The sequence below is a fragment of the Butyricimonas paravirosa genome, from assembly GCF_032878955.1.
In the GTDB taxonomy this organism is placed as follows: domain Bacteria; phylum Bacteroidota; class Bacteroidia; order Bacteroidales; family Marinifilaceae; genus Butyricimonas; species Butyricimonas paravirosa.
The window spans coordinates 4,137,585-4,159,742 of record NZ_CP043839.1; the positions used below are offsets into that span (position 1 = coordinate 4,137,585).

The 22,158-nt window shown below is 40.6% G+C and carries 16 protein-coding genes and 1 tRNA gene; 10 read left to right on the forward strand and 7 right to left on the reverse strand.

The window, feature by feature from the left end:
* Positions 1–149: 149 nt before the first annotated feature.
* The 8 genes from F1644_RS16790 (at position 150) to F1644_RS16825 (ending at position 12,667) form a co-directional block, all read left to right on the forward strand.
* A complete protein-coding gene (locus tag F1644_RS16790) occupies positions 150–1,328 on the forward strand; it encodes a FecR family protein (protein WP_118305316.1) in 1,179 nt (392 codons plus the stop codon).
* Between the two features lie 145 nt (positions 1,329–1,473).
* Positions 1,474–4,983: a SusC/RagA family TonB-linked outer membrane protein gene (locus tag F1644_RS16795; RefSeq protein WP_229782370.1), complete on the forward strand. Its 3,510-nt coding sequence runs from the start codon at positions 1,474–1,476 to the stop codon at positions 4,981–4,983.
* Positions 4,984–5,001: 18 nt separating this feature from the next.
* Positions 5,002–6,516, forward strand: a complete 1,515-nt coding sequence (locus F1644_RS16800; RefSeq protein WP_168044140.1) for a RagB/SusD family nutrient uptake outer membrane protein — start codon at positions 5,002–5,004, stop codon at positions 6,514–6,516.
* Between the two features lie 24 nt (positions 6,517–6,540).
* Entirely contained in the window at positions 6,541–7,446 is a 906-nt protein-coding gene (locus F1644_RS16805) for a hypothetical protein (RefSeq protein ID WP_140402575.1), read from the forward strand.
* Positions 7,447–7,455: 9 nt separating this feature from the next.
* Positions 7,456–8,457 carry a TlpA family protein disulfide reductase gene (locus tag F1644_RS16810; protein WP_168044138.1) on the forward strand — a complete coding sequence of 334 codons (1,002 nt, stop codon included), beginning with the start codon at positions 7,456–7,458 and terminating at the stop codon, positions 8,455–8,457.
* A 36-nt stretch (positions 8,458–8,493) separates the two neighbouring features.
* Positions 8,494–10,197, forward strand: a complete 1,704-nt coding sequence (locus F1644_RS16815) for a S8 family serine peptidase (protein WP_118305319.1) — start codon at positions 8,494–8,496, stop codon at positions 10,195–10,197.
* Positions 10,198–10,219: 22 nt separating this feature from the next.
* A complete protein-coding gene (locus F1644_RS16820) occupies positions 10,220–11,377 on the forward strand; it encodes a pepsin/retropepsin-like aspartic protease family protein (RefSeq protein ID WP_118305328.1) in 1,158 nt (385 codons plus the stop codon).
* A gap of 21 nt (positions 11,378–11,398) precedes the next feature.
* The gene (locus F1644_RS16825) at positions 11,399–12,667 is read left to right on the forward strand and encodes a thioredoxin family protein (protein ID WP_118305320.1); all 1,269 of its coding nucleotides are present in this window, start codon (positions 11,399–11,401) and stop codon (positions 12,665–12,667) included.
* Positions 12,668–14,569: 1,902 nt separating this feature from the next.
* On the opposite strand, the gene F1644_RS16830 is transcribed toward F1644_RS16825, so the two are convergent.
* From F1644_RS16830 to F1644_RS16855, 6 genes are all read right to left on the reverse strand, one after another.
* Entirely contained in the window at positions 14,570–15,274 is a 705-nt protein-coding gene (locus tag F1644_RS16830) for a hypothetical protein (protein ID WP_118305321.1), read from the reverse strand.
* A gap of 23 nt (positions 15,275–15,297) precedes the next feature.
* Positions 15,298–16,302 carry a hypothetical protein gene (locus tag F1644_RS16835; RefSeq protein ID WP_189021483.1) on the reverse strand — a complete coding sequence of 335 codons (1,005 nt, stop codon included), beginning with the start codon at positions 16,300–16,302 and terminating at the stop codon, positions 15,298–15,300.
* Between the two features lie 26 nt (positions 16,303–16,328).
* A complete protein-coding gene (locus tag F1644_RS16840) occupies positions 16,329–16,742 on the reverse strand; it encodes a hypothetical protein (RefSeq protein WP_118305322.1) in 414 nt (137 codons plus the stop codon).
* 723 nt (positions 16,743–17,465) lie between these two features.
* Positions 17,466–17,999 (reverse strand): JAB domain-containing protein, encoded by a 534-nt coding sequence (locus tag F1644_RS16845; RefSeq protein ID WP_118305323.1) that lies wholly within the window; start codon positions 17,997–17,999, stop codon positions 17,466–17,468.
* A gap of 88 nt (positions 18,000–18,087) precedes the next feature.
* Entirely contained in the window at positions 18,088–19,302 is a 1,215-nt protein-coding gene (locus tag F1644_RS16850) for a site-specific integrase (protein WP_118305324.1), read from the reverse strand.
* Positions 19,303–19,553: 251 nt separating this feature from the next.
* Positions 19,554–19,627: transfer RNA gene (locus F1644_RS16855), tRNA-Asn, on the reverse strand.
* 162 nt (positions 19,628–19,789) lie between these two features.
* On the opposite strand from F1644_RS16855, the gene F1644_RS16860 reads away from it, so the two are divergent.
* Positions 19,790–20,122, forward strand: a complete 333-nt coding sequence (locus tag F1644_RS16860) for a diguanylate cyclase (protein ID WP_087420850.1) — start codon at positions 19,790–19,792, stop codon at positions 20,120–20,122.
* An 85-nt stretch (positions 20,123–20,207) separates the two neighbouring features.
* Positions 20,208–21,686: a catalase gene (locus tag F1644_RS16865; protein ID WP_118305763.1), complete on the forward strand. Its 1,479-nt coding sequence runs from the start codon at positions 20,208–20,210 to the stop codon at positions 21,684–21,686.
* A gap of 84 nt (positions 21,687–21,770) precedes the next feature.
* Here F1644_RS16865 and F1644_RS16870 read toward each other — a convergent pair whose 3' ends face one another.
* Positions 21,771–22,154: an MmcQ/YjbR family DNA-binding protein gene (locus tag F1644_RS16870; protein WP_118305764.1), complete on the reverse strand. Its 384-nt coding sequence runs from the start codon at positions 22,152–22,154 to the stop codon at positions 21,771–21,773.
* Positions 22,155–22,158: the final 4 nt, after the last annotated feature.

Here is a 22,158-nt window from a genome sequence, read left to right on the forward strand (position 1 = left end):
TTTTCTTGAAAAATATCTAAGAGGAATGTTTTGATTATGAATTGATTAATTCCATTTTCAATTCTCCATTTTCAATTTTCAATTTTTTAGACTACCCCTGTTTTGAAAAGAGATTGTTATACTAATGTGAAAGAGATTAGAACAGAATTATGAAATTAACAAACAAACATTTCAGGATTGCCGAGATCATGGCAGCTTTCTTTACCGGTTCGCAGACAGAACAGGATGAACGGGATTTTGAGGAGTGGGCAAAAGAGAGCGATAGACATAAGGCTTTTGTCAATCGGCTATTGAATCCGGAGGAATACGAGGAGAACCGGAGGGCTCTGGATAAATTTCAGGTGGAAGAAGCGTGGAGTAAAATGGATAAAAGAATAGGAGATACAAAAGTTCGGAAACTTTCTTCGTGGAGGTCTGTTGTGAGATATGCGGCGGTTGTACTTGTTCTTTTGTCTGCCGGAGTATATTATTGGTGGAATGGGGAAGAGGTAAGAGAGGAAGTTCCAGTTTTATACCAGATTGCGGCGGGAACAACGGGTGCCCGGCTAACCTTGGGTGATGGTAGTGTGGTGGATGTATTGAAAGACCGGGCTGTCGAGTTGAAAGAAGTGGATGGAACAAGGATTGTCACGGATTCGATTGGTATTGATTATTCCACACGAGAAACGGTGGATACGGCCGAAATCATGAATACGGTGCAAACTTTGACGGGAATGGAATATATGCTGACACTTTCGGATGGTACGAAGGTATTTCTGAATGCGGAGACGAAACTGAAGTTCCCGACTAAGTTTCAGAAGGAAGAGAGAGTCGTGGTGCTGGAAGGGGAGGCATATTTTGAAGTGAGTAAAGATGTTGCCCATCCTTTTATCGTCAAAACGAATGGAGTGGAGGTGAAGGTACTGGGAACTTCCTTCAACTTACGTTCTTACAGTGATGAAAATAGTATTGCGACGACTTTGGTGTCGGGTAAAGTGGCTATGTTTGCAGGAGAAAATAGCGAGGAAATCGTTCCCGGAGAACAAGCCGTATATATGAAAGAAACGGGGAAAATGGATGTGAAACCAGTTGACGTGACACTTTACACGGCATGGCATACCGGGAAATTTATTTTTAGGAACGAGACTCTGGAAGAGATGATGTCCTATTTGGCCCGATGGTATGGAGTGGAGTATCGTTTTATCGATGAGGGGGCGAAAAAATTGCAGATAGGAGCCCGCTTGGATCGGTACAATAATATGAACCCGATTATCGAAATGCTTAAAAAGACAGGATTAGTAAATATTACACAAGTAGACAATATGTTGTATATATCTAGCACAGAATAATAAAAAGATGCGTCAGTGCTGGCTACACGAAACGCATCTCTCTTAAAATTAAAGTTCGTTACACTTTTAATCATTCAAAATTATGAAAAAAAACCAAGAAACCATTTTCTTCAGCCGAAGAAAGTGGGAAAAAATTTTATTTGTCATGAAATTGAAACTTGTACTTATTTTGATCAGTAGTTTCCAGCTATCTGCCGCGGTGTATTCGCAGGATAACAGGTTAACACTGAAGATGGAAGATGCGTCACTGGAACAAGTGATCTGGGAAATTCAGAAACAGACGGATTTCGTGTTCATGTATGGTACACGTGATATTACTAAGGTGACAAACCTGACCGTGGACATGACAGATAAAACTGTAAATGAAATATTGGATCAGTGTTTACGTCATTCGGGACTGGTTTACACGATCTCCGGAAATGCTGTGATTATCAAACGTGCCGATGATGACAAAAAAGAAATGACGGTTATCAAGGGTGTCGTGAAGGATAAAAACGGCGATCCGCTACCTGGGGTGACGATCATAGAGAAGGGAACTTCCATCGGGGTTGCGACCGGAATTAATGGAGAATTCACTTTCAGCACGACGAAAAAGGATAGCGTTACACTTTTGTTCACTTTCGTGGGAATGAAGATGAAACAGGTGCTGTGGAACGGGCAGAAAACCTTGAACGTGGTTATGGAAGAAGATGCACAGGAGATGGAAGAAGTCGTGGTAACGGGGTATCAAGTCATCAAGAAATCAAATATGGCCGGTTCCGTGAGTACGATTGGTGCCGAGGATTTAATATTGAACGGTACCCAGTCTCTTGAACAGGCTTTGCAGGGAAAACTCCCGGGAGTGGTTGTCTTGAATCAGGATGGTTTGGTTGGAACTCGGCAAAAGGTAAGAGTCCGAGGTACTTCTACCTTGTTGGGTAGTCAAGAGCCGGTGTGGGTCGTGGACGGAATTATACAAGAAGATCCACTTCCTTTTAAAGCCACGGAGTTAGTTGCTTTTGGTAGTGATCCGGATAATATTGATATGATTCGGAATTTCGTGGGAAGTTCTATTGCTTGGTTAAATCCATCCGATATACAGGATGTTACGGTGTTGAAAGACGCATCGGCCACGGCCATATACGGAATAAAGGCGGCTAATGGAGTTATCGTGATTACGACGAAGAAAGGAACGAGCGGACGAATGTCTCTTAATTATTCCGGAAATTTCACGATTGGTTCGAAAATCACGTACAATAAGATGAATTTGATGAATTCAAAACAGCGTGTGGACGTTTCCCGTGAGATTTATAATGAAGGTCTTGTTTCCGGAACCTCGTTAAGTCCGGTAGGATACCAAGGTTTGTTACAACAATACCTTGAAGAAAAGATTTCTTACGCTCAATTTAATGACGGCGTGAAGAAACTGGAAGTGATAAATACCGATTGGTTTGATTTATTATACGAAAATCCTTTTAGTCATAGTCACAACATCAGTATGTCCGGGGGGAATGAAAACTCGACTTACTATGCCTCGTTTGGGATCATGAAAAAGAACGGTACCGCCAAGGGTAATGACTCTGAAAATTATCAGGGAAGTGTGTCTGTAAACACGAAAATGTGGGATAAAGTGCAGATTTCCGGGAAACTTGCGGGAAGTGTTGCCAAAACGAAAGCTTTCAATAAAGTAACTCCTTACACGTATGCATCTAAAACGAGTCGTGTGATTGCGGCTTTTGATGATAAGGGGGACTATTATTATTATAAAAACTATTCAGGCTACATGTATAACGTGCTGAACGAGTTGGATAACACGGGAAACCAGAATACGACGAGCAGCATTAATGCAAACTTGAGCTTGAATTGGGAAATATTTAAAGGTTTTAAATTTGAAACGACATTCGGTTACGCTTATTCGTCTTCTTATGGTGAAACATGGGCTACGGAATACTCCGCATATATCGCCCAAAAACGTACCTATGAATTTGGGGCTTACGGGCCGAATGATATAGAATATCAACGTTCGAAGTTACCGCATGGAGGAGAATTAAGTATTGCGGAGTACCGGAATAATTCGTACACGTGGAGGAATCAAGTTTCTTACGTGAAAAACTTTGGTGTGCATTTGATTACAGCCATGATTGGACAAGAATCTAAGAGTTCCAAGTATGACGGGCTAACTGAAACTGTTTACGGGTACCTGCCCGGACGCGGCAAGACGGTGCTGAACCCTCCGGGAGCGATATTAGACAATTCAGGTAATACAATTGCTAATTCTCTGGTTGAAGAACAGGTGAAAGTAAGTATAAAAGATAATACTACTAATTCGTTGTCTTTTTATGGAGCATTTACGTATACGTTTGATGAGCGCTACGTGTTGAATGCGAGTATTCGTTCGGATGCCTCGAACCGTTTCGGGCAAGATAAGAGCGCCCGTTATCAGCCCGTGTGGTCTGTCGGTTTAAGATGGAATATGGGCCGTGAACATTTTCTTGAAGGACAGAATTTTCTTAACGAGTTCAGTGTTCGTGCCTCTTACGGGTATCAGGGAAATGCGAATGAAAGTACGGGACCTGATTTGATTGCCTATATACCTTCCGGTTCTGAGGGAATGGCTAAAGAAACAGGTGAATATCTATTAAAGATCAAAAGTTTGCCCAATCCTAAATTGAAGTGGGAAAAGACTCAAACTACGGATATTGGGGCCGATTTTGTTTTCTGGAATAATAAAATCTCCGGAACATTCGAGTATTATTACAAAAAAACGACAGATGTTATTGTTAATCGCGAACTTCCTTACGAGGATGGTGTGTTAAGTATGCCGATGAATGGCGGTTCGCTCAAGAATTCTGGTTGGGAGTTGAGCTTTAGCCTGACTCCGGTACGGACAAAAAATTTCTTATGGTCTTTGGGTTTCAATACCTCTAAAAACTATAATAAAATCACCAGTTCTTTGGAAACAAAGAAGAGTTGGCAGGCGGCGGCTTCCGGGGGATTGTATAAAGATGGTTATCCTGTATCCGGCATCTGGGCTTTTGAATACACGGGGTTGTCGTCTATCGACGGGAGTCCTGAATTCAACTTGGAAGGGTTGAATGATCTTCTTGCGGATACAGATGCTACCGTGTACATGAAATATGCGGGGAAACTCGATCCTGATTTTACGGGAGGAGTCAATACTTCGTTAAAGTATAAGCAGTTAACATTGTCGGCTTCGTTCAACCTGCAAGTGGGAGGCAAGAAGTTCTTGGCCCCGATGTTTGATTCGAACATGAACAACACGACGCCTTACGAGTACAATAATCTGCCGAAAGACTTGGTGAAGAGATGGCGTAAACCGGGAGACGAGGAAATAACCAATGTCCCCTCGTTGCCGGCAAGAGGACGGGGAGCAATTGTTTTACCGACGACAACCGAACGGGCGCATTTACTGTACAATTATTCCGATATACGGGTGGTGAATGCTTCTTTCTTGCGGTGTAACAATATTACCTTATCCTACAATATTTCCGAGGGGTGGATCAAAAAGTTTGCTCAAAACATGGGTTTTACCTTTAGCGTGTCCAACCCGTTTATCATCGTGAGCAAAGACTTCAAAGGACGTGATCCTGAAGTAGCAACCGGTTCACAGCCAATTTCTCAGACCTATACGTTGAGCGTGAATTTAAGTTTTTAACGAATAAAAGTAATAAGTATGAAATATAGCACGTTATTATTAGTTCTATTCATGTTGGGATTCGCAGGGTGTAGTGATTTCCTTGAAGAATCCAGCTTGGATGAGATACGTCCCTCGTCGATTGATGATCTGATGCAGATCATGGTAGGGGAAGTGTACCCGTTGAGTAATACGGTACGGTCGTTTCAAGATTTTTTGACTGACGACGTGGAATGTTTTGGTGCGCAGGGACAGGAGTTGATGGAATCCCCGATAGAAAATTTGTATTTTCTTTTCTCGTGGGATAACGAGATGTTCAATGAACGGGCCGGGGCACATGAGAGAGTTAACGCGTGGAAGGTATATTACAATAAAATCATGGGCGCTAACACCGTACTCGAATACTTGGATGAAGTAATCGGGGAGCAGGCGTCGAAAGATAACCTCCGGGGACAAGCCTTGACCATGCGAGGATGGTATTATTTCTTGTTGGTTAATTTATTTGGCTTGCCGTACAATTACGGTGATCCCACGGAAAATATGGGGGTACCCTTAAAATTGAAAATGGAAATAACGGGTAGTTATTATAGAAGAAATTCCGTGGCAGAGGTGTATGAACAAATCGAAAAGGATTTGTTGGATGGAATTAATCTGCTGGAAAATAACCCGATAGTCATGTCTGAATATAAAATTAACGCGTTAGCCGCAAAATCCATTTTATCACGTGTTTATCTTTACATGGAGAACTGGGATGGAGTTTTGAGATATACCAATGAAGTATTAGCCGAGAAATCTGAGTTAACGGCTCTTGCGAGTGCCGATGAGGCTGCTTTTGTTTGGCAGGGATCGAATGCGTTTGGTGTGTATAACATGACAACGAGTAATGAGGTAATTTGGCTTTATAGTAATATGGGAGAGACAAGTACTTTCTATACTGCGGGGAGTTTTAATTACCGGGCGCCTTTCGGTGTTTCCGACGATCTGATGGATTTGTACGAGTTTGAAAACGATACGGAGAAAAAGAATTTCAAAGACTTGCGTCCGTTCTTGTATTTCTCGACTAGTGCTTACTTTTTGCAAGGCCTACCTGTTTATTATCAGCTTTATGGTTGTAAATGTGGGAAACAAAGTTTGACGATCGGCACCAAGGGGATTCGTACTGCAGAATTATATTTGAACCGCGCCGAGGCATACACGCGTAAATTTATAGCTTTGGGTGACGACAATGATCGTAAATTAGCTTTGGCCGATTTGAATAATTTACGGAGACATCGTTATGATACCCGGAATGTTGCTTACGAACCGAAAGATTATCGAAATGGGAGTGATTTGTTAGAATTTTGCAAGGAGGAACGCCGTCGGGAATTGTGTTTCGAGGATCATCGCTGGTTTGATTTGCGTCGCTATGGAATGCCGTCTTTCACGCATACTTATTTTATCAATACCGACAACAAGGAAGTGATCACTTTAACCGAAGAAGATCCTCGTTACGTGTTACCGATTCCTAAATTGGCATTAGATCGTAACCCCTTGTTGATCCAAAATAAGCGTTAATGTTAAATGTTAGAGATTAATACGATGAAACAGAGAATTTTATATATACTGGTGTGTGTTTCCGTGTGGATGATGTCTTGTGATAAAGAAGATGCGTTGTCGCCCACGAAAACACCCGAAATCGGGTACGTAGTCCCGCAAGGTGATCATGACTACGATCAGAAGATCGTGGATTGGAGTGAACGATACAATTCTTTCATTCTTTACAAGTTTAATATGAAAGAAGTCTATTGGACCGTGAATCAATGGATTGAATCGGTGGAAAACCCGGAAGGTTCGCTCTATCCCTATACGGCAGGAATTCTTGCTGCGAATGCCGACGAGAATTACGTCGGGCAACAGTTGGAATTGTTGGAAAAGTCATTTCTGAACCTTTACCCGGATACCACGTTGATGCGTTGTTTACCTATAAAATTACTTCTATGCAGTCAACTGTGCTGGAGAACGGTCAATAATAAGGAGACTTTTTATAATACCTACAATAGTTACGATTGTATGGCGTTTAACTGGGGGAATGCTGACGTGCTAACGATGACCGCCGCTCAGAAAACAACGTTCAAAATAGACGTGAATCTTGCTTTTCTGAAACGTTTACTCGCGAATAAGAAAATTTTCGCTAATGCTGATTTCTATGCTGGAGTTGCTTATTCTCCGACTGTGACCAATCAAAATATGTACTCTCGAGGCTTTGTGTATCGCGGGACGAAGTTGGAGAATGATGCGGAGTATTATATCCAAGCTATCATTTCCACCACTTATGAAGATTTGACAGCAGAAGTTCCGGCAAACGATTACACGTTTAAGGGAATATTGAACTCGACGAAAGACGTGAACGGTTTGATCCGATACAGATATGACATTCTAGTCAATCACCTGAAAACGGCTTACGGCATTGACTTGCAAGCCATCGGGGATACTGTTGTAAACTAATCACCAATCATGCTAAAGATAAAAATAGTTATATTGTTTATTTTGGTAATTTACGGAAAGAGAATGGCTCAAAACGCTTTTTCTCTTTCCGGGAAATTACGGTTATTGGCCCCTTTAGAGATTCGTGTTGAATCTCTAAAGGGTGATGTAATACTTTCCGTTCCGGTTGCTAAAGATGGAGTGTTTGCGTCTGGACAGAAAGAGATAGAACCGGATTTATACGTTTTGTGGATTGGTAGTACGAAACAGCCGGTTTATTTGGTAAACACGAGTGTGACGATTAAAGGGTTTTATGACGAAAAAAATCCGGGAAACAGTTCGTTGGTATTCACCGGAATTGACGATTTTCTGGAATTATCGGGATGGTTACCCGTGGAACAAAACTCGAAAAAGAAAACTATCAGCTCGGAAGTACGGGGAAAGTTGCGAGGAACCATGTATAGCGCACTGGCTTATCTGGCCGGGATGGATGCGTACGAGCCGAACAGAATGTTACTTGAATTGGTACCGGAGAATGAACGAGATGCTCTTTCTGCACGCTGGCTGGCACGCCGGGTGGATAGTCTGGCTCGGTTCGCCGTGGGGACGGAGGCTTACGATTTCAACTATGTCGATCCCGATGGGAGCGTGGTGCGTTTGAGTGATTTCCGGGGAAAATTTGTACTAGTTGATTTCTGGGCTTCTTGGTGCGGACCTTGTCGTCAGGAAATGAAAAACCTGTTACCGATATATGACGAGTTGAAAGGGGAGGATCTCGTGTTCATCAGTATCTCTCTTGACAAGCGGGAGAAGGACTGGCGGCGAATGCTTGAAACGGAAAATTTGCCTTGGATTATGCTGTGGAACAAGGAAGGTTTCTCCGTTGGCGATGCTCCGAACACGATACAAAAAGCTTACGGTTTTTACAGTATCCCTTTTATCGTGCTGATTGATCGGGAAGGGCGAATCATGGGACGGGGTTTGAGAGGGGAGCAAGTGAAGGATGCTATCGTGAAAGCAAGAAAAATGTAGAGATTTCGTATTGTATAATATTGTAACAGTAAATCAATGAAAAAATATTTATTATTATTCGTCACGGGATTGTGTTTCTCCGCGGTGGAGGCACAACTTGTAAGGCAGGAGGCCCAAACACCCAAGAAACAATCAGATCTGGATTGGTATAATTGTTCTTTCGATCAAGACGGGGTGTACGGTGCGGAAGTGAACAAGGCTTACGAGTTCCTGAAAGAAAAAAAAATAAAGAAAAGACCTGTTGTTGCTTTGATCGGTACGGGCTTGGACGTGGAACACGAGGATTTGAAACAAGCCGTCTGGGTTAACCCGAAAGAGAAGGCAAACGGGAAGGATGATGATAAAAACGGGCTGGTGGATGACATCAATGGCTGGAATTTCCTAGGTGGAAAGGATGGGCGGGTCATGGAGACGATCACGCGTGAAGGAGATCGTGAATTCTTTCGTCTTAAAGACAAATACGCCGATTATATCACGAGCAACGGGGAGTTTTTTAAAATCATAGATGGCAAAAGGACTCTGGTCCCGGCCCCGGAAAATCTGTCCGAGTACGTGTACTACAAAACACGGGTACTCCCGGAGTCGGAGATTGCCAAGAAATACGGTGGCTGGCAAATTGGGTACGTTATCCGGGAGTACGGGGATAAATTCAAAAGCGAGCTGGAGACAAAATATCCGGGACAAAAAATAACAAAAGAGCAATTCCAGACCTGTTATGATCCGAATGGCCCGGTCGACACGTTGCGGGATATCGCATTCACGCTTATCGCATTGGGTTTTCAGGTCTATAAAACAGAGGATTTAAGCGTGGTTTATGAAAATTTCGTGATGACAGCCGTGGAAAGGGCCGAGGTCGAGTACATGAATGTTTTGAAAAGATATGGTAATGATGGCCGTGAAGATGTGATCGGGGATAATTATTTAGATATAAAAGATACGAGATACGGGAATAACGTATTGTTAACATCCGATGCCGCACTAGGGACCATGCAGGCTGGTGTGATCGGGGCTCGACGGGGAAACGCTCGAGGTGGTGATGGCATCATGGATCAGGCCCGGATCATGGCCTTGCGTGTTACGGCCGGTAAAGGTGAACCTTATTTGAAGGATATGGCGTTAGCCATTCGTTATGCTGTTGACCATCAGGCTGACGTGATTGTTCTGCCCCAGCAAAACACGCTGTACCCGGAAATGCAGAAAAAATGGATGGAAGAGGCGATACGTTATGCCGAAGATAAAGACGTGTTGGTCATCGTTCCGGCCTGGGAATTGTCATTGGATTTATCCAAGCAGTCATTTTTCCCCAACCGTTGGATGACAGACGGAAAAGAGCTGACGAATCTCATGGTTGTTGCTTCTTCCGACAAGTACGGTAATCCTTCCATGAATTCCAACTATGGAGCGAAAGAATTAGATTTATATGCCCCTGGTGTCAGCGTGTATGCCGCTTACACGGGTGATACTTATCAAACGGGAACTGGAATGGGACTTGCATCGGCATCTGTTGCCGGGGTTGCTGCTTTGATTAAAGCCTATTATCCCAACTTGACAGGTTCACAAATTCGTGATATTCTGTTGGCATCCGTGACTTCCAGAAAGGGAGTCGAGGTCGAAAAAGGTATTGAAGTCGGGGGAAAGAAGACACAGGATTTATTTCTTTTCGATGATTTGTGTTTGTCCGGGGGAATCTTGAATGCTTATCAGGCCGTCGTGGCAGCGAGTAAACTAGCGGGAAAATAGTTATTTACACCCAATGCGTGATATGAGAACAATCGTATTCATTGTTGGCCTGTTGGTATTGTTTTCGGCAGGTGTTTTCGGGCAACAAGTTACCCGTCGTGTGTGTGACACGATTCATTACGAATTAATTCGGGAAAAGATCATTATTCCTGTCACCGTGAATGGGATAAAAGTGAAATATATCGTGGATACGGGTGGAAAAACGGGAACTATGCGGGACGTGGCTGTTGACATGAAAGCGACAAGTACGGGAACATCGACAAGCGTGTCTGACATCAACCGGGCGGGGACTAGTTTCCAAACCGGAATCTTGCATGATGTGGAATTAAGTCCGAATTATAGATTGCCCCGTTTGGAAACCATGATATTCCCCGCAACAGGCTTCTTCCGGGAGCTTGGTGTGGCTGGAATTCTGGGAGGGGATGCTTTTGCCCGGTCGGTAATTACGTTTGACTCACGGGAAAAGATTATGGTGATCAATTATCCTTATCGTCCGGCAGGCTTGAAAATCACGGATGGGGTCCGGATGTTTCCGGGCCAGTCCAGCCATTCTATTGTGGATGTCGATTTTGGGGGCGTGTCAAAACGGGTTTTGTTCGACACGGGAGCATCGGGACTTTTATTACTTTCTTCCATCGACTATGGTGATCTGAAAGATAAGGTCAAAAATATAAAAGTGGCGGAGGCAATAGGCGTGAATATGGTCGGAATTAGCGGTGTCGGACAACCGGTTGAAATTGACAAGGTGGCTATCGGGGAGATGACTTTTCTGGATAAAAAGTTTACTAACGTGGGAAGTATTACGATCAATATGGGAATGAGTATCATCGGCATTGATATGTTGCGTTATGGCAAGATCGTTATTGATTATATGCGGGAACGTTTCTATTTTTTTCCGTATGGCGAAGAGATTGTTGACGCGGGTGGTGCCCCTAAAACCTGGAACGTGGGAATATTGCCCGTGAAGGGACATTTCGAGGTGACAATCGTTTGGGATAACTTGAAGGATCAGCTTGAATTTGGCGATCGGGTCGTGAATATCAATGGCAAGAATCTTTCCAGCGTGGCACAGAGCCAGTTGGAGATAGATGCTCTTTTGGATGCGATAGAGGGTGATTCGGCTTATATTATTATTTTGAAAGAGGGACGAGAAAGGAAAGTCGAGATCAAGAGATTTTAGGTAAATGTAAATCTATAACGAATGAAAATATTGATATTATCATTTTTCTGCTTGTTATCATGTTTGACATGGGCGCAGACAAAGAACACATCGACAGAGGTCCGGGATTACCGGGAAGTGGACGGGAAGATTATCTTGGATTTGGTCGTGAACGGGGAAGTCGCTGGTTTCGTGCTGGATTTGGCCGGGCACACGGCAATCTTACCGGAATACGTGGAGAGGTTAAAAATTGACGAGAATATTCCGGGTGAATTTAAGTATAATGAATTTTTGTACAAGAAAGTGCCGGTGGTGAAAAGCGTGTTGATAGGTACGATGGCATTTGGGAATAACGTGTTTGGTAATGGCGTGTCAGCATTCGTGTTAGGTGATGAATCTTATTTACGTGAATTGGGTGTTGCGGGAATTGTTGGGGGGGCCATGTTCCGTAACGTGGTGCTAACGATTGATCGTAGGCGTAAAAAGATAACGACTTCCATACCTTACCGGCCTTCGTATATGAAACTGGACTATCGGACTGATATAGAGGTGTTACCGGGGAGTGCAGTTGTATGCCCGGTTACGATTAACGGGACTGTGTATTCTTTGCTGTTTGATACGTGGAATGACGGGATGATTTCCATGACAGCGGAAGATTTTGCCCGGATTGATGGTACTGACGGGGGAGTGGCTTTTGTCATGAATGGTTACGGGAAGTCCGTGAAAATCACCAAGACGAAAACTGCCGTTGTGTGTGATTTCGTGAAAGATCAGTTGGGTAGCGTGGTCGTGGCGGAAAATAAAGAATTGCCTCGTTCGGTGTTAGGTTCCGGCATACTGGAAAAGGGAATTATTTCAATAGATTATCAAAAACAAAAAATCTATTTTCAGCCTTTCGATTTGGTTGAAGTGAAAGATGACGTGGTTGGAGATGTTGCCTCGTCGGTTGTTCCCGGGAAATTGAACCCGATTACCCGAGAGTATTTCTTGGAACATATTTACGATTATCGTAAAGATAAAGAGTTCGTGTTCAAGGGGGACAAACCCGTGGTCATTGATTTCTGGGCGACGTGGTGCGGGCCTTGTATGCGCTTGATCCCGGAAATGGAAAAGATGGCGGAAAAATACAAAGATCAAGTTTTGTTCCTGAAAGTAAATGCTGACAAGGAAAAAGAGTTATGTAGTATGTTTAACGTGGTGGCCCTGCCCACGTTGTTTTTTATCCCGGTGGGAGGAAAACCGATTATTGAAACCGGGGCCACTCCTGAAAAATATGAACAGATTATTCGGGAACAATTGTTGAAGAAATGATTGAAAAGGTATAATAATCGTCGAATATTGTTGGAAAACCAGGGTGGGGGGATAATCCTGCACGCTGGTTTTTATTGGAATAGAAGAATTGGGTATAGTATTGGTTTTAAAGGGGTATTTCCAAGGTTGGTCATGAAAATTATCTGGTTGTTGGGCGATTGTTGGGTGACAATTAGGCGCTGTCGCCCCATTGTCGCCGCCTTATCGCCCGATTATAGCCGCCATTTTAACAGGATATAAGGAAAAATAACATACACTGTGTTCCGAGGTTGGAATGCAATCATGGGGCAATAGATCAGCAATTCAAATCCTTTTTCCATTTTCAACCCGGTTTGAGGTAGGGAATTAGGTATGATTTGCTTTTATTTGTTGCTAATAGATATAGATTTTCTCGTCAAGGTATATATCAATTTGGTTGCTAGTGCTTGTTATGTTCTCCACCTTGAAAGAATTGAGAATCTCCCGGAGTAAAGTTAAATCTAGAAGTTTTTTCATTGACGTTATATTGATTAAGTATACGAAGATAATACGTTTGAAAATGTTTTTCCTAATTTTTTTATGTAAGCTATTTAATGGTCTTTAAAACAATAACTTATTCTTTTAAAAAAGGTGACCACTTTTTGAAAGAGAGGTGACCACTTTGGTGACCAGTTGATAGCAAATGAAGTGTAAATGATGGCAAATATGATATTTTAATACCTTGTTTGTCTGAATGTGTTTATGATTTTGGATAAAGTAGCTAAGTTGTTTTAAAACAGGTGTTTATTTAATGGACGGTTTGAATTTTCGCATGAAAATCGAAACTTGCGAGCATGAAAAAAGCCAGTATTTCTACTGGCTTTCAGCTTCTTAGCTCCTCAGGTAGGACTTGAACCTACTTAAAAAGTGATTGAAAATTAGATAGTTAGTTGTTGTAAAGGCTGATGGAGTATATGGAATAGACCATAAGAATGTGATAGTAATTCTCATGTAATTAATTAATAACTAGTTGTTTATGTTGTATATTGTCTATTCTTATCCAGAATGTAAATAGTGCTTTTTTCTCTTCATATTTTAATGTTATTTTTTGAGTTAATAAAATGTATTATTCTTGAATTAAAGTGCCTGTATGAGCCTAAAATAGGCCTTATTTTGCATCTTGTTATGGTGCTGGCTAGTCTTAGCTGATAGGGTGATGTGGATATAAAATGTAAAATAATTGCTCTAAAATTTGGAATTTGTTAAAAAATGTATTATATTTGCATTATTAAAGAATTTTATTATAGTACAATGGGAAGAAACCATGTACTTTTGCTTTTAAAGATAGAGGCAACCTTACCAGATGAAGAATTGATGAAACAGTCAGAATCCATATTAAAATCTATCTTAAACTTCAATGTCCTTCTCTCCTTTTGGGTGAGTAAATTAGTGAAATGGAGCATTGTTGGATCAGGTAGCTACTCCTGTGTTCAATAGCAAGGTGTTTCTTCATTTGCTTCTAGCCCCCAGCCTTATACTATGCACCATCAAATTACTTGATGAGAGAGTGAAATCAATCAATTTTAAGCAAATAGAGGGGGCAATATTATTTATAATTTAATATTTATTAACAAAAACAATTAAAAGTAAAGACAGTTGTGATTCACTTCAATTTTCTTGATTCTTAGGGATGGAGAATAAACAGGTATTTGAAAGGAAACACCAGCCAAAGCTGATGCCTCCTCTCTACTTAAGGATATGGAGTAACTTAAATATTTTTTGACTTCCTGATTCCTAGGAGAATACAACAATCTTGATTCAAAAAATACCTATTAACACCATGTTTCCAATATGTGATGTTTGTTTTTTATTGTTGATAGGGGGGATGAAAGGTATCTTATGGATGGAAGGGGGAGTGTTTATATTGTACTCCCTCCTCATATGTTACCTTGAAGAAAGTCCTACTGCTATCAGGATACCTATGGTCATAGCAACTATAGAGAATATAATTGTTCCTATAAGTCCAGTAATATCATCTTCTTTTATTTCATTGGAATTGTTTGTAGAAGATATTAATTCATTGATTTTGTCAGTAGTCTTACACCCCTCTTCATATAGTTTTTCATCCACAAAATGAAGATATTCCTCTTTTCCATCTACCTTTAAGATCAACAAATGTTCTGTTTTATGAGTTGGTTTGTACAAGGTGCTTTTATTGTCAACCTCTATTAGTATGGAATTGTCACCAACTTCTTCCCATCTTCCCTTATCAACCTCTCCTGCTTGTGAGATTAGCAATGTTTGGTCTTTTTGAAAGATATACACTTGTCTATGACCTTCTGAATTTCTTAATAATACCCAATTTTTGTTGATCAAATGTTGTTTGAACACTTCCAAACTGATGAATGGAATTTTATTTGCAATTTTCTTGCTGATAGGAGAGGAATCTATTTTCTTACTAGAATTGTCTTTCTTCTTACCCAAGCACAATAAAATGATAAATGCAGGTAGTGTTAAGAAGAAAGTAAATATACCCCACCCCCATCTACTTCTGTTTAATTCTTTTGCTCTATAAACTGCCCATATAGTTATTCCAATCTTAATGATAGGCAGTAATAACATTAAAAATGCTGTTCCTTGTTGGTTCATGGTCTATACTGATTTTGAAGTTTTTATTTGTATATTGCATTGAATTCTTCTTCAGTAATCATTTCTGTGGTTTGTACAAATACATCATCATAGTTAGGAGATCCAGCATTTACATTGAAGAATGTCTGTCTATAAATAGGTAATCCTTCATGAAGATGAACCATTGCTGGTGTACCTTTTTCTTCATTTGCAGGTGTCATCTTAGGAGATTGTACTCTATCTTCCAATTTCCAGAATGGTTCACCTACTTGTTCTCTTACTGAAATTCTACATTCTGGGAAATACTTACAGAAGTCTGATCCAATACCTAATTTATATTTTTCTAGGACTTCTTTAGCAATAGTGAATCTATGTCTCCTTGTTTGGAAAGTTAACAAAGATCCTTCATTTGATACTAATTCTTTAGATTCAACTCTGATTCTTATGAAATCAGGTTGAGATGATTCACCAAAATTAATAATGTTTTGAGGGTCTGAATCATCAAATGGAATGATAATAACCTTGTTTTGTATTTTGTCTTCTGTTGGAATATTTGCTAAAATATCCTTCTCTTCATCTACATCCTCTGTATGACCTTGATTGATGTTCTCTTGATTCTTTTCATCTTGAGTAGGCAAAGGAGTATCTCCTTGATTTTGTATTGTGTCATAGTATTTTGATATTTCATTTAATTGCCAAATTGCATGATTCCTCATTTCTTCAATCATTTTTTCTTGGGGATATCCATCTGGAAATATCCATTTTTTCTTTGTATGCCCTAATATTGGCACATTCTCACTTAAACATACTTCCAAATTAGTACCAACATAAGCTAATGTACAATGAGAGCTAAAACTAGATAGTTCTACAATTTCTTTTGTCATCCTTTGTATCTTGAAACCATTAATTTCTAAGGCTGTAATAAGTAACTCATACTTGCCTTTCATGCCTCCAAACTGAGTGATATGGGTTTCTACATGTTCTCTATGATCTTTAGTAAAGCGATAGAAAATAAATATCACTATAGAAATTACAATTATCCACCACATATTTAATTAAATTAGTTATTATGTTTTTAGTATTTGTTGCCTAAGATTTTATCCATTTGATTATTCAAGTCTTCATTGATTCTTTGAACCATTTTTTCTTGTGAATAAGTATCTGGAAATTTCCAACTTTTTTTATGCTTACCTAGTTTTTTTGAAATCCCAATCCATTGTATGTTTACACACTGGAAGCCTTCTTTGATGTAAAAATTCATTGTAGAGCTAATAATACTCAAATCAATATAAATTTGAATCTTGTCTTTTTGTACTTTTTGAATAATAGCATTGGGGTAGGAAGTTAGATGATGGATTAAAAATTCATACTTATTCAGCATACCCCCATAACCTTCTACTTGCTTTTGCAAGATTGATTTCCTATTATTAAAAATTTTGTACAGAATATAGCTGATAATCACAACAACAATAAAGATGATAATTAGCATATTAGTGAATGTTTGTTCCTTCAGCTCCTAAAGGTAATTACACAAAAAGAAGGCATGGAAACTGTAATTTATTTCATTTGGTGGTTCTGGTAATAACCTTGATATAAATAAAAACAGCCCATGCCTAACTCATATATTATCTTGATAATAATATACATGAGAAGACAAGCACTTGCTTTTACCCTTATATCAATTCAAAAATTTACCAGATCTCCAAATGAAGGATAAACTAATGCCTCTTGTTCTACTATGTCTGCTAGAGTGATTCCTCACTCCAACTTTACAAAAATAGGAATATTCAGCATTATAAGCAAGTGCTTTAGTGGGCTGCTCTATGACAAAAATAAATTTAATTCACATTAAAGAGTAAAATATCTTCTCTTTTTCTTAAGATGGTGTACAGGTCTAATTCTATATAAAGGTAAAAATTAGAACTGTACCATCATAGGGTGGAGAAGATTTGAATGATTGTTGCACTTAGTTTAGTGTATTATATACATCTATGTGCAACATTGTCCCACTTGTTTTCATTTTTATATATAATAATCATTCAAAAACATCTGGGACAATTCCTACACTTCTTCCAAAATTGCATGATTAAAACAAGGCTAATTAGCCTTTATATTGCCATTTTTAGGAGTGGTGAAGAGAATCCTATGAAAGGAAGAAGAAAGTGGCTTAAATCAAGGATTTGAGGCCTTATTTGCCATATTTTAACACTCTTTAATGAATTGGCAAGACAACCTCATCCAGATTCAAAAATGGTGAAGAATAATCATCCCTGCTAGGATTCATAACATCTATCCTGCCTTCAATTGCATAGCTATAATAACTTTCTTCTGAAATGATCAGGTGATCAGTTAATTCTATTCCTAGAATGGATGCAACTTGATAAACTCTTTTGGTGATCTTGTCATCCTGCAGGCTTGGTTTAAGATTACCAGAGGGATGATTATGAACTAGAATTATCCTGCTTGCATTAGCAAGGATTGCAGTTTGAAATATGATCCTGAGATCAACCACAGTGTTACAAACCCCACCTTTACTTACTAGAGCCACACCCAATACCTTTAGTGCTTGATCTAGTAACACCATATACATTTCTTCAAGGTGTTCTATCCTGTCTTCTAGGAGACTTCTGGCTAGTGAATACACATCTTTCTCATCTGAAATTTTTAGCCTGTCTGCTGGCTTTATGTGGCTTTTGTAAGACAGTTCAACTTCTGCCACATTTAATAATTTTTCTAGTGATTTCATTATTTGCTATATTTAAATTTGCAACCAAAACATGGAAAAGGAGGTTTGTTTTTTATTTGAATGTGGAAGGGGAGATGTTGTCTCTCCCCTAACAATGATTCAGTTGTTTCTCTAGCTTTTCCATGCAGGCACTAACTTTTTTGTTGACCACCTTGGCATAATGTTTCTGGGTGACAGCTATTGATGAATGGCCTAGTAACTTGCTGACAATCTCAATAGGAACATCATTATACAATAAGATGGTGGTAGCAAAGGTCTTTCTTGCTGTGTGGTGGGTTAATTTCTTGTTAATACCCACAATTTCAGTAATCTCTTTCAGGTATGAATTCATTTTCTGGTTGCTGATGGCTGGCAACACATGAGCCTCTTTATCCCCACCATTATCATATTTTTCCATGATCTTCATTGCCTGTGGTAAGAGGGGGACACTGATACCCTTTCCAGTCTTCTCCCTCTTCATCTCAATCCAGAATTTTTTATCAAATGCCATGATAATATGCTTTTTCTGCAAGGCAAATGCTTCATGATAAGCCAAACCTGTATATACACTGAATAAATATAAATCTCTCACCTTGGCTAATCTTTCCTGTGCAAATTGATAGCTTTCTAGCTTGTGAAGTTCTTCTGTGGTTAAGAATACCAGTTCTTTCTCCACCTTCAATGGGGCATGATCAATGAAAGGATCTACCTTGATGTAATTGCATTTCATTGCATAGGTGGTGACTTGCTTTACCCTCTGCATGTTCTTGTTGATAGTGACAGGTTTCTGCCTCCTCACAGTGAGAAGGTAGTCTTCCAATCCAGATATGAACTTGAAATTAACCTTGTTCATGGGAATATCTGATGCATGATAGGATTTTTTAATGTATGCCCTCACCAGTTCCAGCACATCTTTGAATTTATCCAGGGTGCTTTTCTTGAACTTTATCCCCTCCATTCTCTTTGCAGTCATGTACCTCTCTTCAAACAAGGTTATGAATGACCTGCTGACAGTTGTTTTCCCAATGTACAAGGCATACATATCTTCCAGAATATCTTCAGACCCTTCCATGATTAATTTTGTTTCAATCTCAACAAGTTTCTTCTTTATAACCTCCATCTGGGTGTTAATCCTTTGTGTCATTTCAGACTTTCCTGTTGCTATTTGCTTGTTCTGGTTCCACTTGTTTCTAGTAACCTTGAACCCAATGGAGAAAATTTTTCTCTTGCTCTCATGCCATAGCCTGCAATAAAGAGGTGCTTCTCCTGTTTCAGTTTCCCTTGAGTGATACCTGAAAAATGAAATATTTACTCTTGTTATCATAATTTATTGGCTTTAATAGCCTTTAAAACAATAACTTATTCTTTTAAAAAAGGTGACCACTTTTTGAAAGAGAGGTGACCACTTTTGTGACCACTTTTGTTGATATTTCCATTGTAATTCACCCTGTTTTTTTTGTTGAAATGTACTGGTATGGAATGGTGTCTTGTGGCTAAAGTGTTGATATTCAATGTAAATATCAAAATTCTGAGCATGAAAAAAGCCAGTAGAAATACTGGCTTTCAGCTTCTTAGCTCCTCAGGTAGGACTTGAACCTACGACCTACGGATTAACAGTCCGCCGCTCTAACCAACTGAGCTACTAAGGAATTTTCTCAAAAGCGATGCAAATATAGGGGTTTTGTTGAATTCCGCAAAATATTTGCAGGAAAATTTGCAGAAAAATGTGGGTTATGGCTATTAATTCGGGAAAATGGGAATCTGCATGATGAAAAATTGTAGATTTGCGAATCAATTAAAAAATGACTGCTATGGATTACATGAAAGAATTAAACGTGGCTATCACGGTTTGCGATAAAGAGGGTAAGATTCTTCAAATGAATGATAAATCTCAAATGACGAATCACGGAGATCTTGTCGGGCAGAACGTGTTGGATTGTCACCCGGAGCCTGCCCGGACGAAGTTGGTGCAGTTGATGGAGGAACATGCCACGAATGCTTACACGATCGAGAAAAACGGCGTGAAGAAGTTGATTTATCAGACCCCGTGGTATGAGAATGGCGAGTTTATGGGGTTGGTAGAATTTTCTTTGGAAATTCCTTTTGAGATGCCTCATTACATTCGCAAGCCGAAAACGGAATAAAAATTTTTGATTCGTTTGTAAAACTTTTTAATGGTTAATAAGGTATAATCGGGATATAGATGATAACGAATATACCTTATTAACCATGGAAAAGAAACAAAAACTTACCACTGAAGCCGGGGCTCCGGTAGGTGATAATCAAAACATTCAAACAGCGGGACCTCATGGACCGGCTCTCTTGCAAAACGTTTGGCTGATCGAGAAATTGGCTCATTTTAACCGGGAGCGGATTCCGGAACGTATTGTGCATGCCAAGGGAAGCGGGGCGTTTGGTACGTTCACGGTGACGAATGATATTACCCGTTATACGAAAGCAAGCATTTTTGCCAAGGTTGGCAAGAAGACCGATGTGTTCATGCGTTTTTCCACGGTGGCGGGAGAACGGGGAGCAGCCGATACGGAACGGGACGTTCGGGGATTTGCCATGAAGTTTTATACTGACGAGGGGAACTGGGATCTGGTCGGGAATAACACGCCTGTTTTCTTTATCCGGGACCCGTTGAAGTTTCCCGATTTTATTCACACGCAAAAGAGAGACCCGAAGACGAACCTGAGGAGTAACACGGCGATGTGGGATTTCTGGAGCCTGTCGCCGGAGACATTGCATCAGGTGATGATTTTGATGAGTGACCGGGGTATTCCACGAGATTTCCGTCATATGCACGGGTTCGGAAGTCATACGTTCAGTTTTTATAACGAGTATGACGAACGTTGCTGGGTGAAATTCCATTTGCGTTGTATGCAGGGAATCGCGAACTTCACAAACGAGGAAGCGGAAAAGATCGTGGCGAAAGACCGGGAACATTCCCAGCGGGATTTGTTCGAGAGTATCGAGAAAGGAGATTTCCCGAAATGGAAAATGTGCGTGCAGATCATGCCGGAAAAGGACGCGGAGACGTATCGTTTTAACCCGTTCGATTTGACAAAAGTGTGGAGCCACAAGGATTACCCGTTGATCGAGGTGGGGGTGATCGAGTTGAACCGGAATCCGGAGAATTATTTTGCCGACGTGGAGCAATCCGCTTTCAACCCGGCTAACGTGGTACCGGGAATCAGTTTTTCGCCGGACAAGATGTTGCAGGGACGTCTGTTCGCTTACGGGGATGCTCATCGTTATCGTTTGGGGATTAACGCGGATTCCATCCCGGTAAATGCGCCTCGTTGCCCGATGCACAATTACCACCGGGACGGAGCTATGCGAGTGGATGGTAACGGTGGTGGTGCGGTGAACTATGAGCCGAATAGTTTCGGCGGACCGGTAGATAACCATGCTTATAATCAACCACCTTTTGATATCCGGGGAATGGGTAGTCATTACCAACAAGATAAAGATTACTACACGCAACCGGGAGACCTGTATCGTCTGGTACCTGAAGACGAGAAAAAGCGAATACACACGAATGTTGCTGCGGCTATGGAAGGAGTGCCCGTGAATATAAAAGTGCGGGTGGCAGCTCGCTTTTACCAAGCAGACGAACGTTGTGGTAAAGGTATTGCCGAGGCGGCAGGCTTGGATATGAAAGAAGTTCTTGCCGAGGTGAAACGCCAACAACAAGAAGATTAATAATAATTTTTACTGACTGACGGCTGAGGAATACGTTGTGTGTTCTGGAATAATTCGAGATAGGATTTCCCCAATTGTCAGTCTTTATTTTCCCCGATTAGATTCCGTGAGTGAAAACTCCGGGAAATTTTCTTTTACAAAACTTTTCGGAAGTTTCTTGATAACTTCCCGGTACGAGTGTTCAATGAGTTCTTCAATGAACTTATCGGGAAGAGTTCCGTGCATATTAATCCCGTTCCAGTATTTCTTATTGAAGTGATAGGCGGAAGTGATCTCCGGGTGTTTTTCCCGTAATTCGGTGGCCCAGTCCGGGTTGCATTTCACGGCGATCCATTCGAATGGCATGATGTCCGTGCAGCAAAACATTTTATTGAAGACCTTGAAGACTAACGTAGTTTCGTCAAAAGGAAATTCTTCAGTCGTGTGAGGAAAAGAGAGACATAACTCTCGGAGTTCTACAATGTCCATAAAA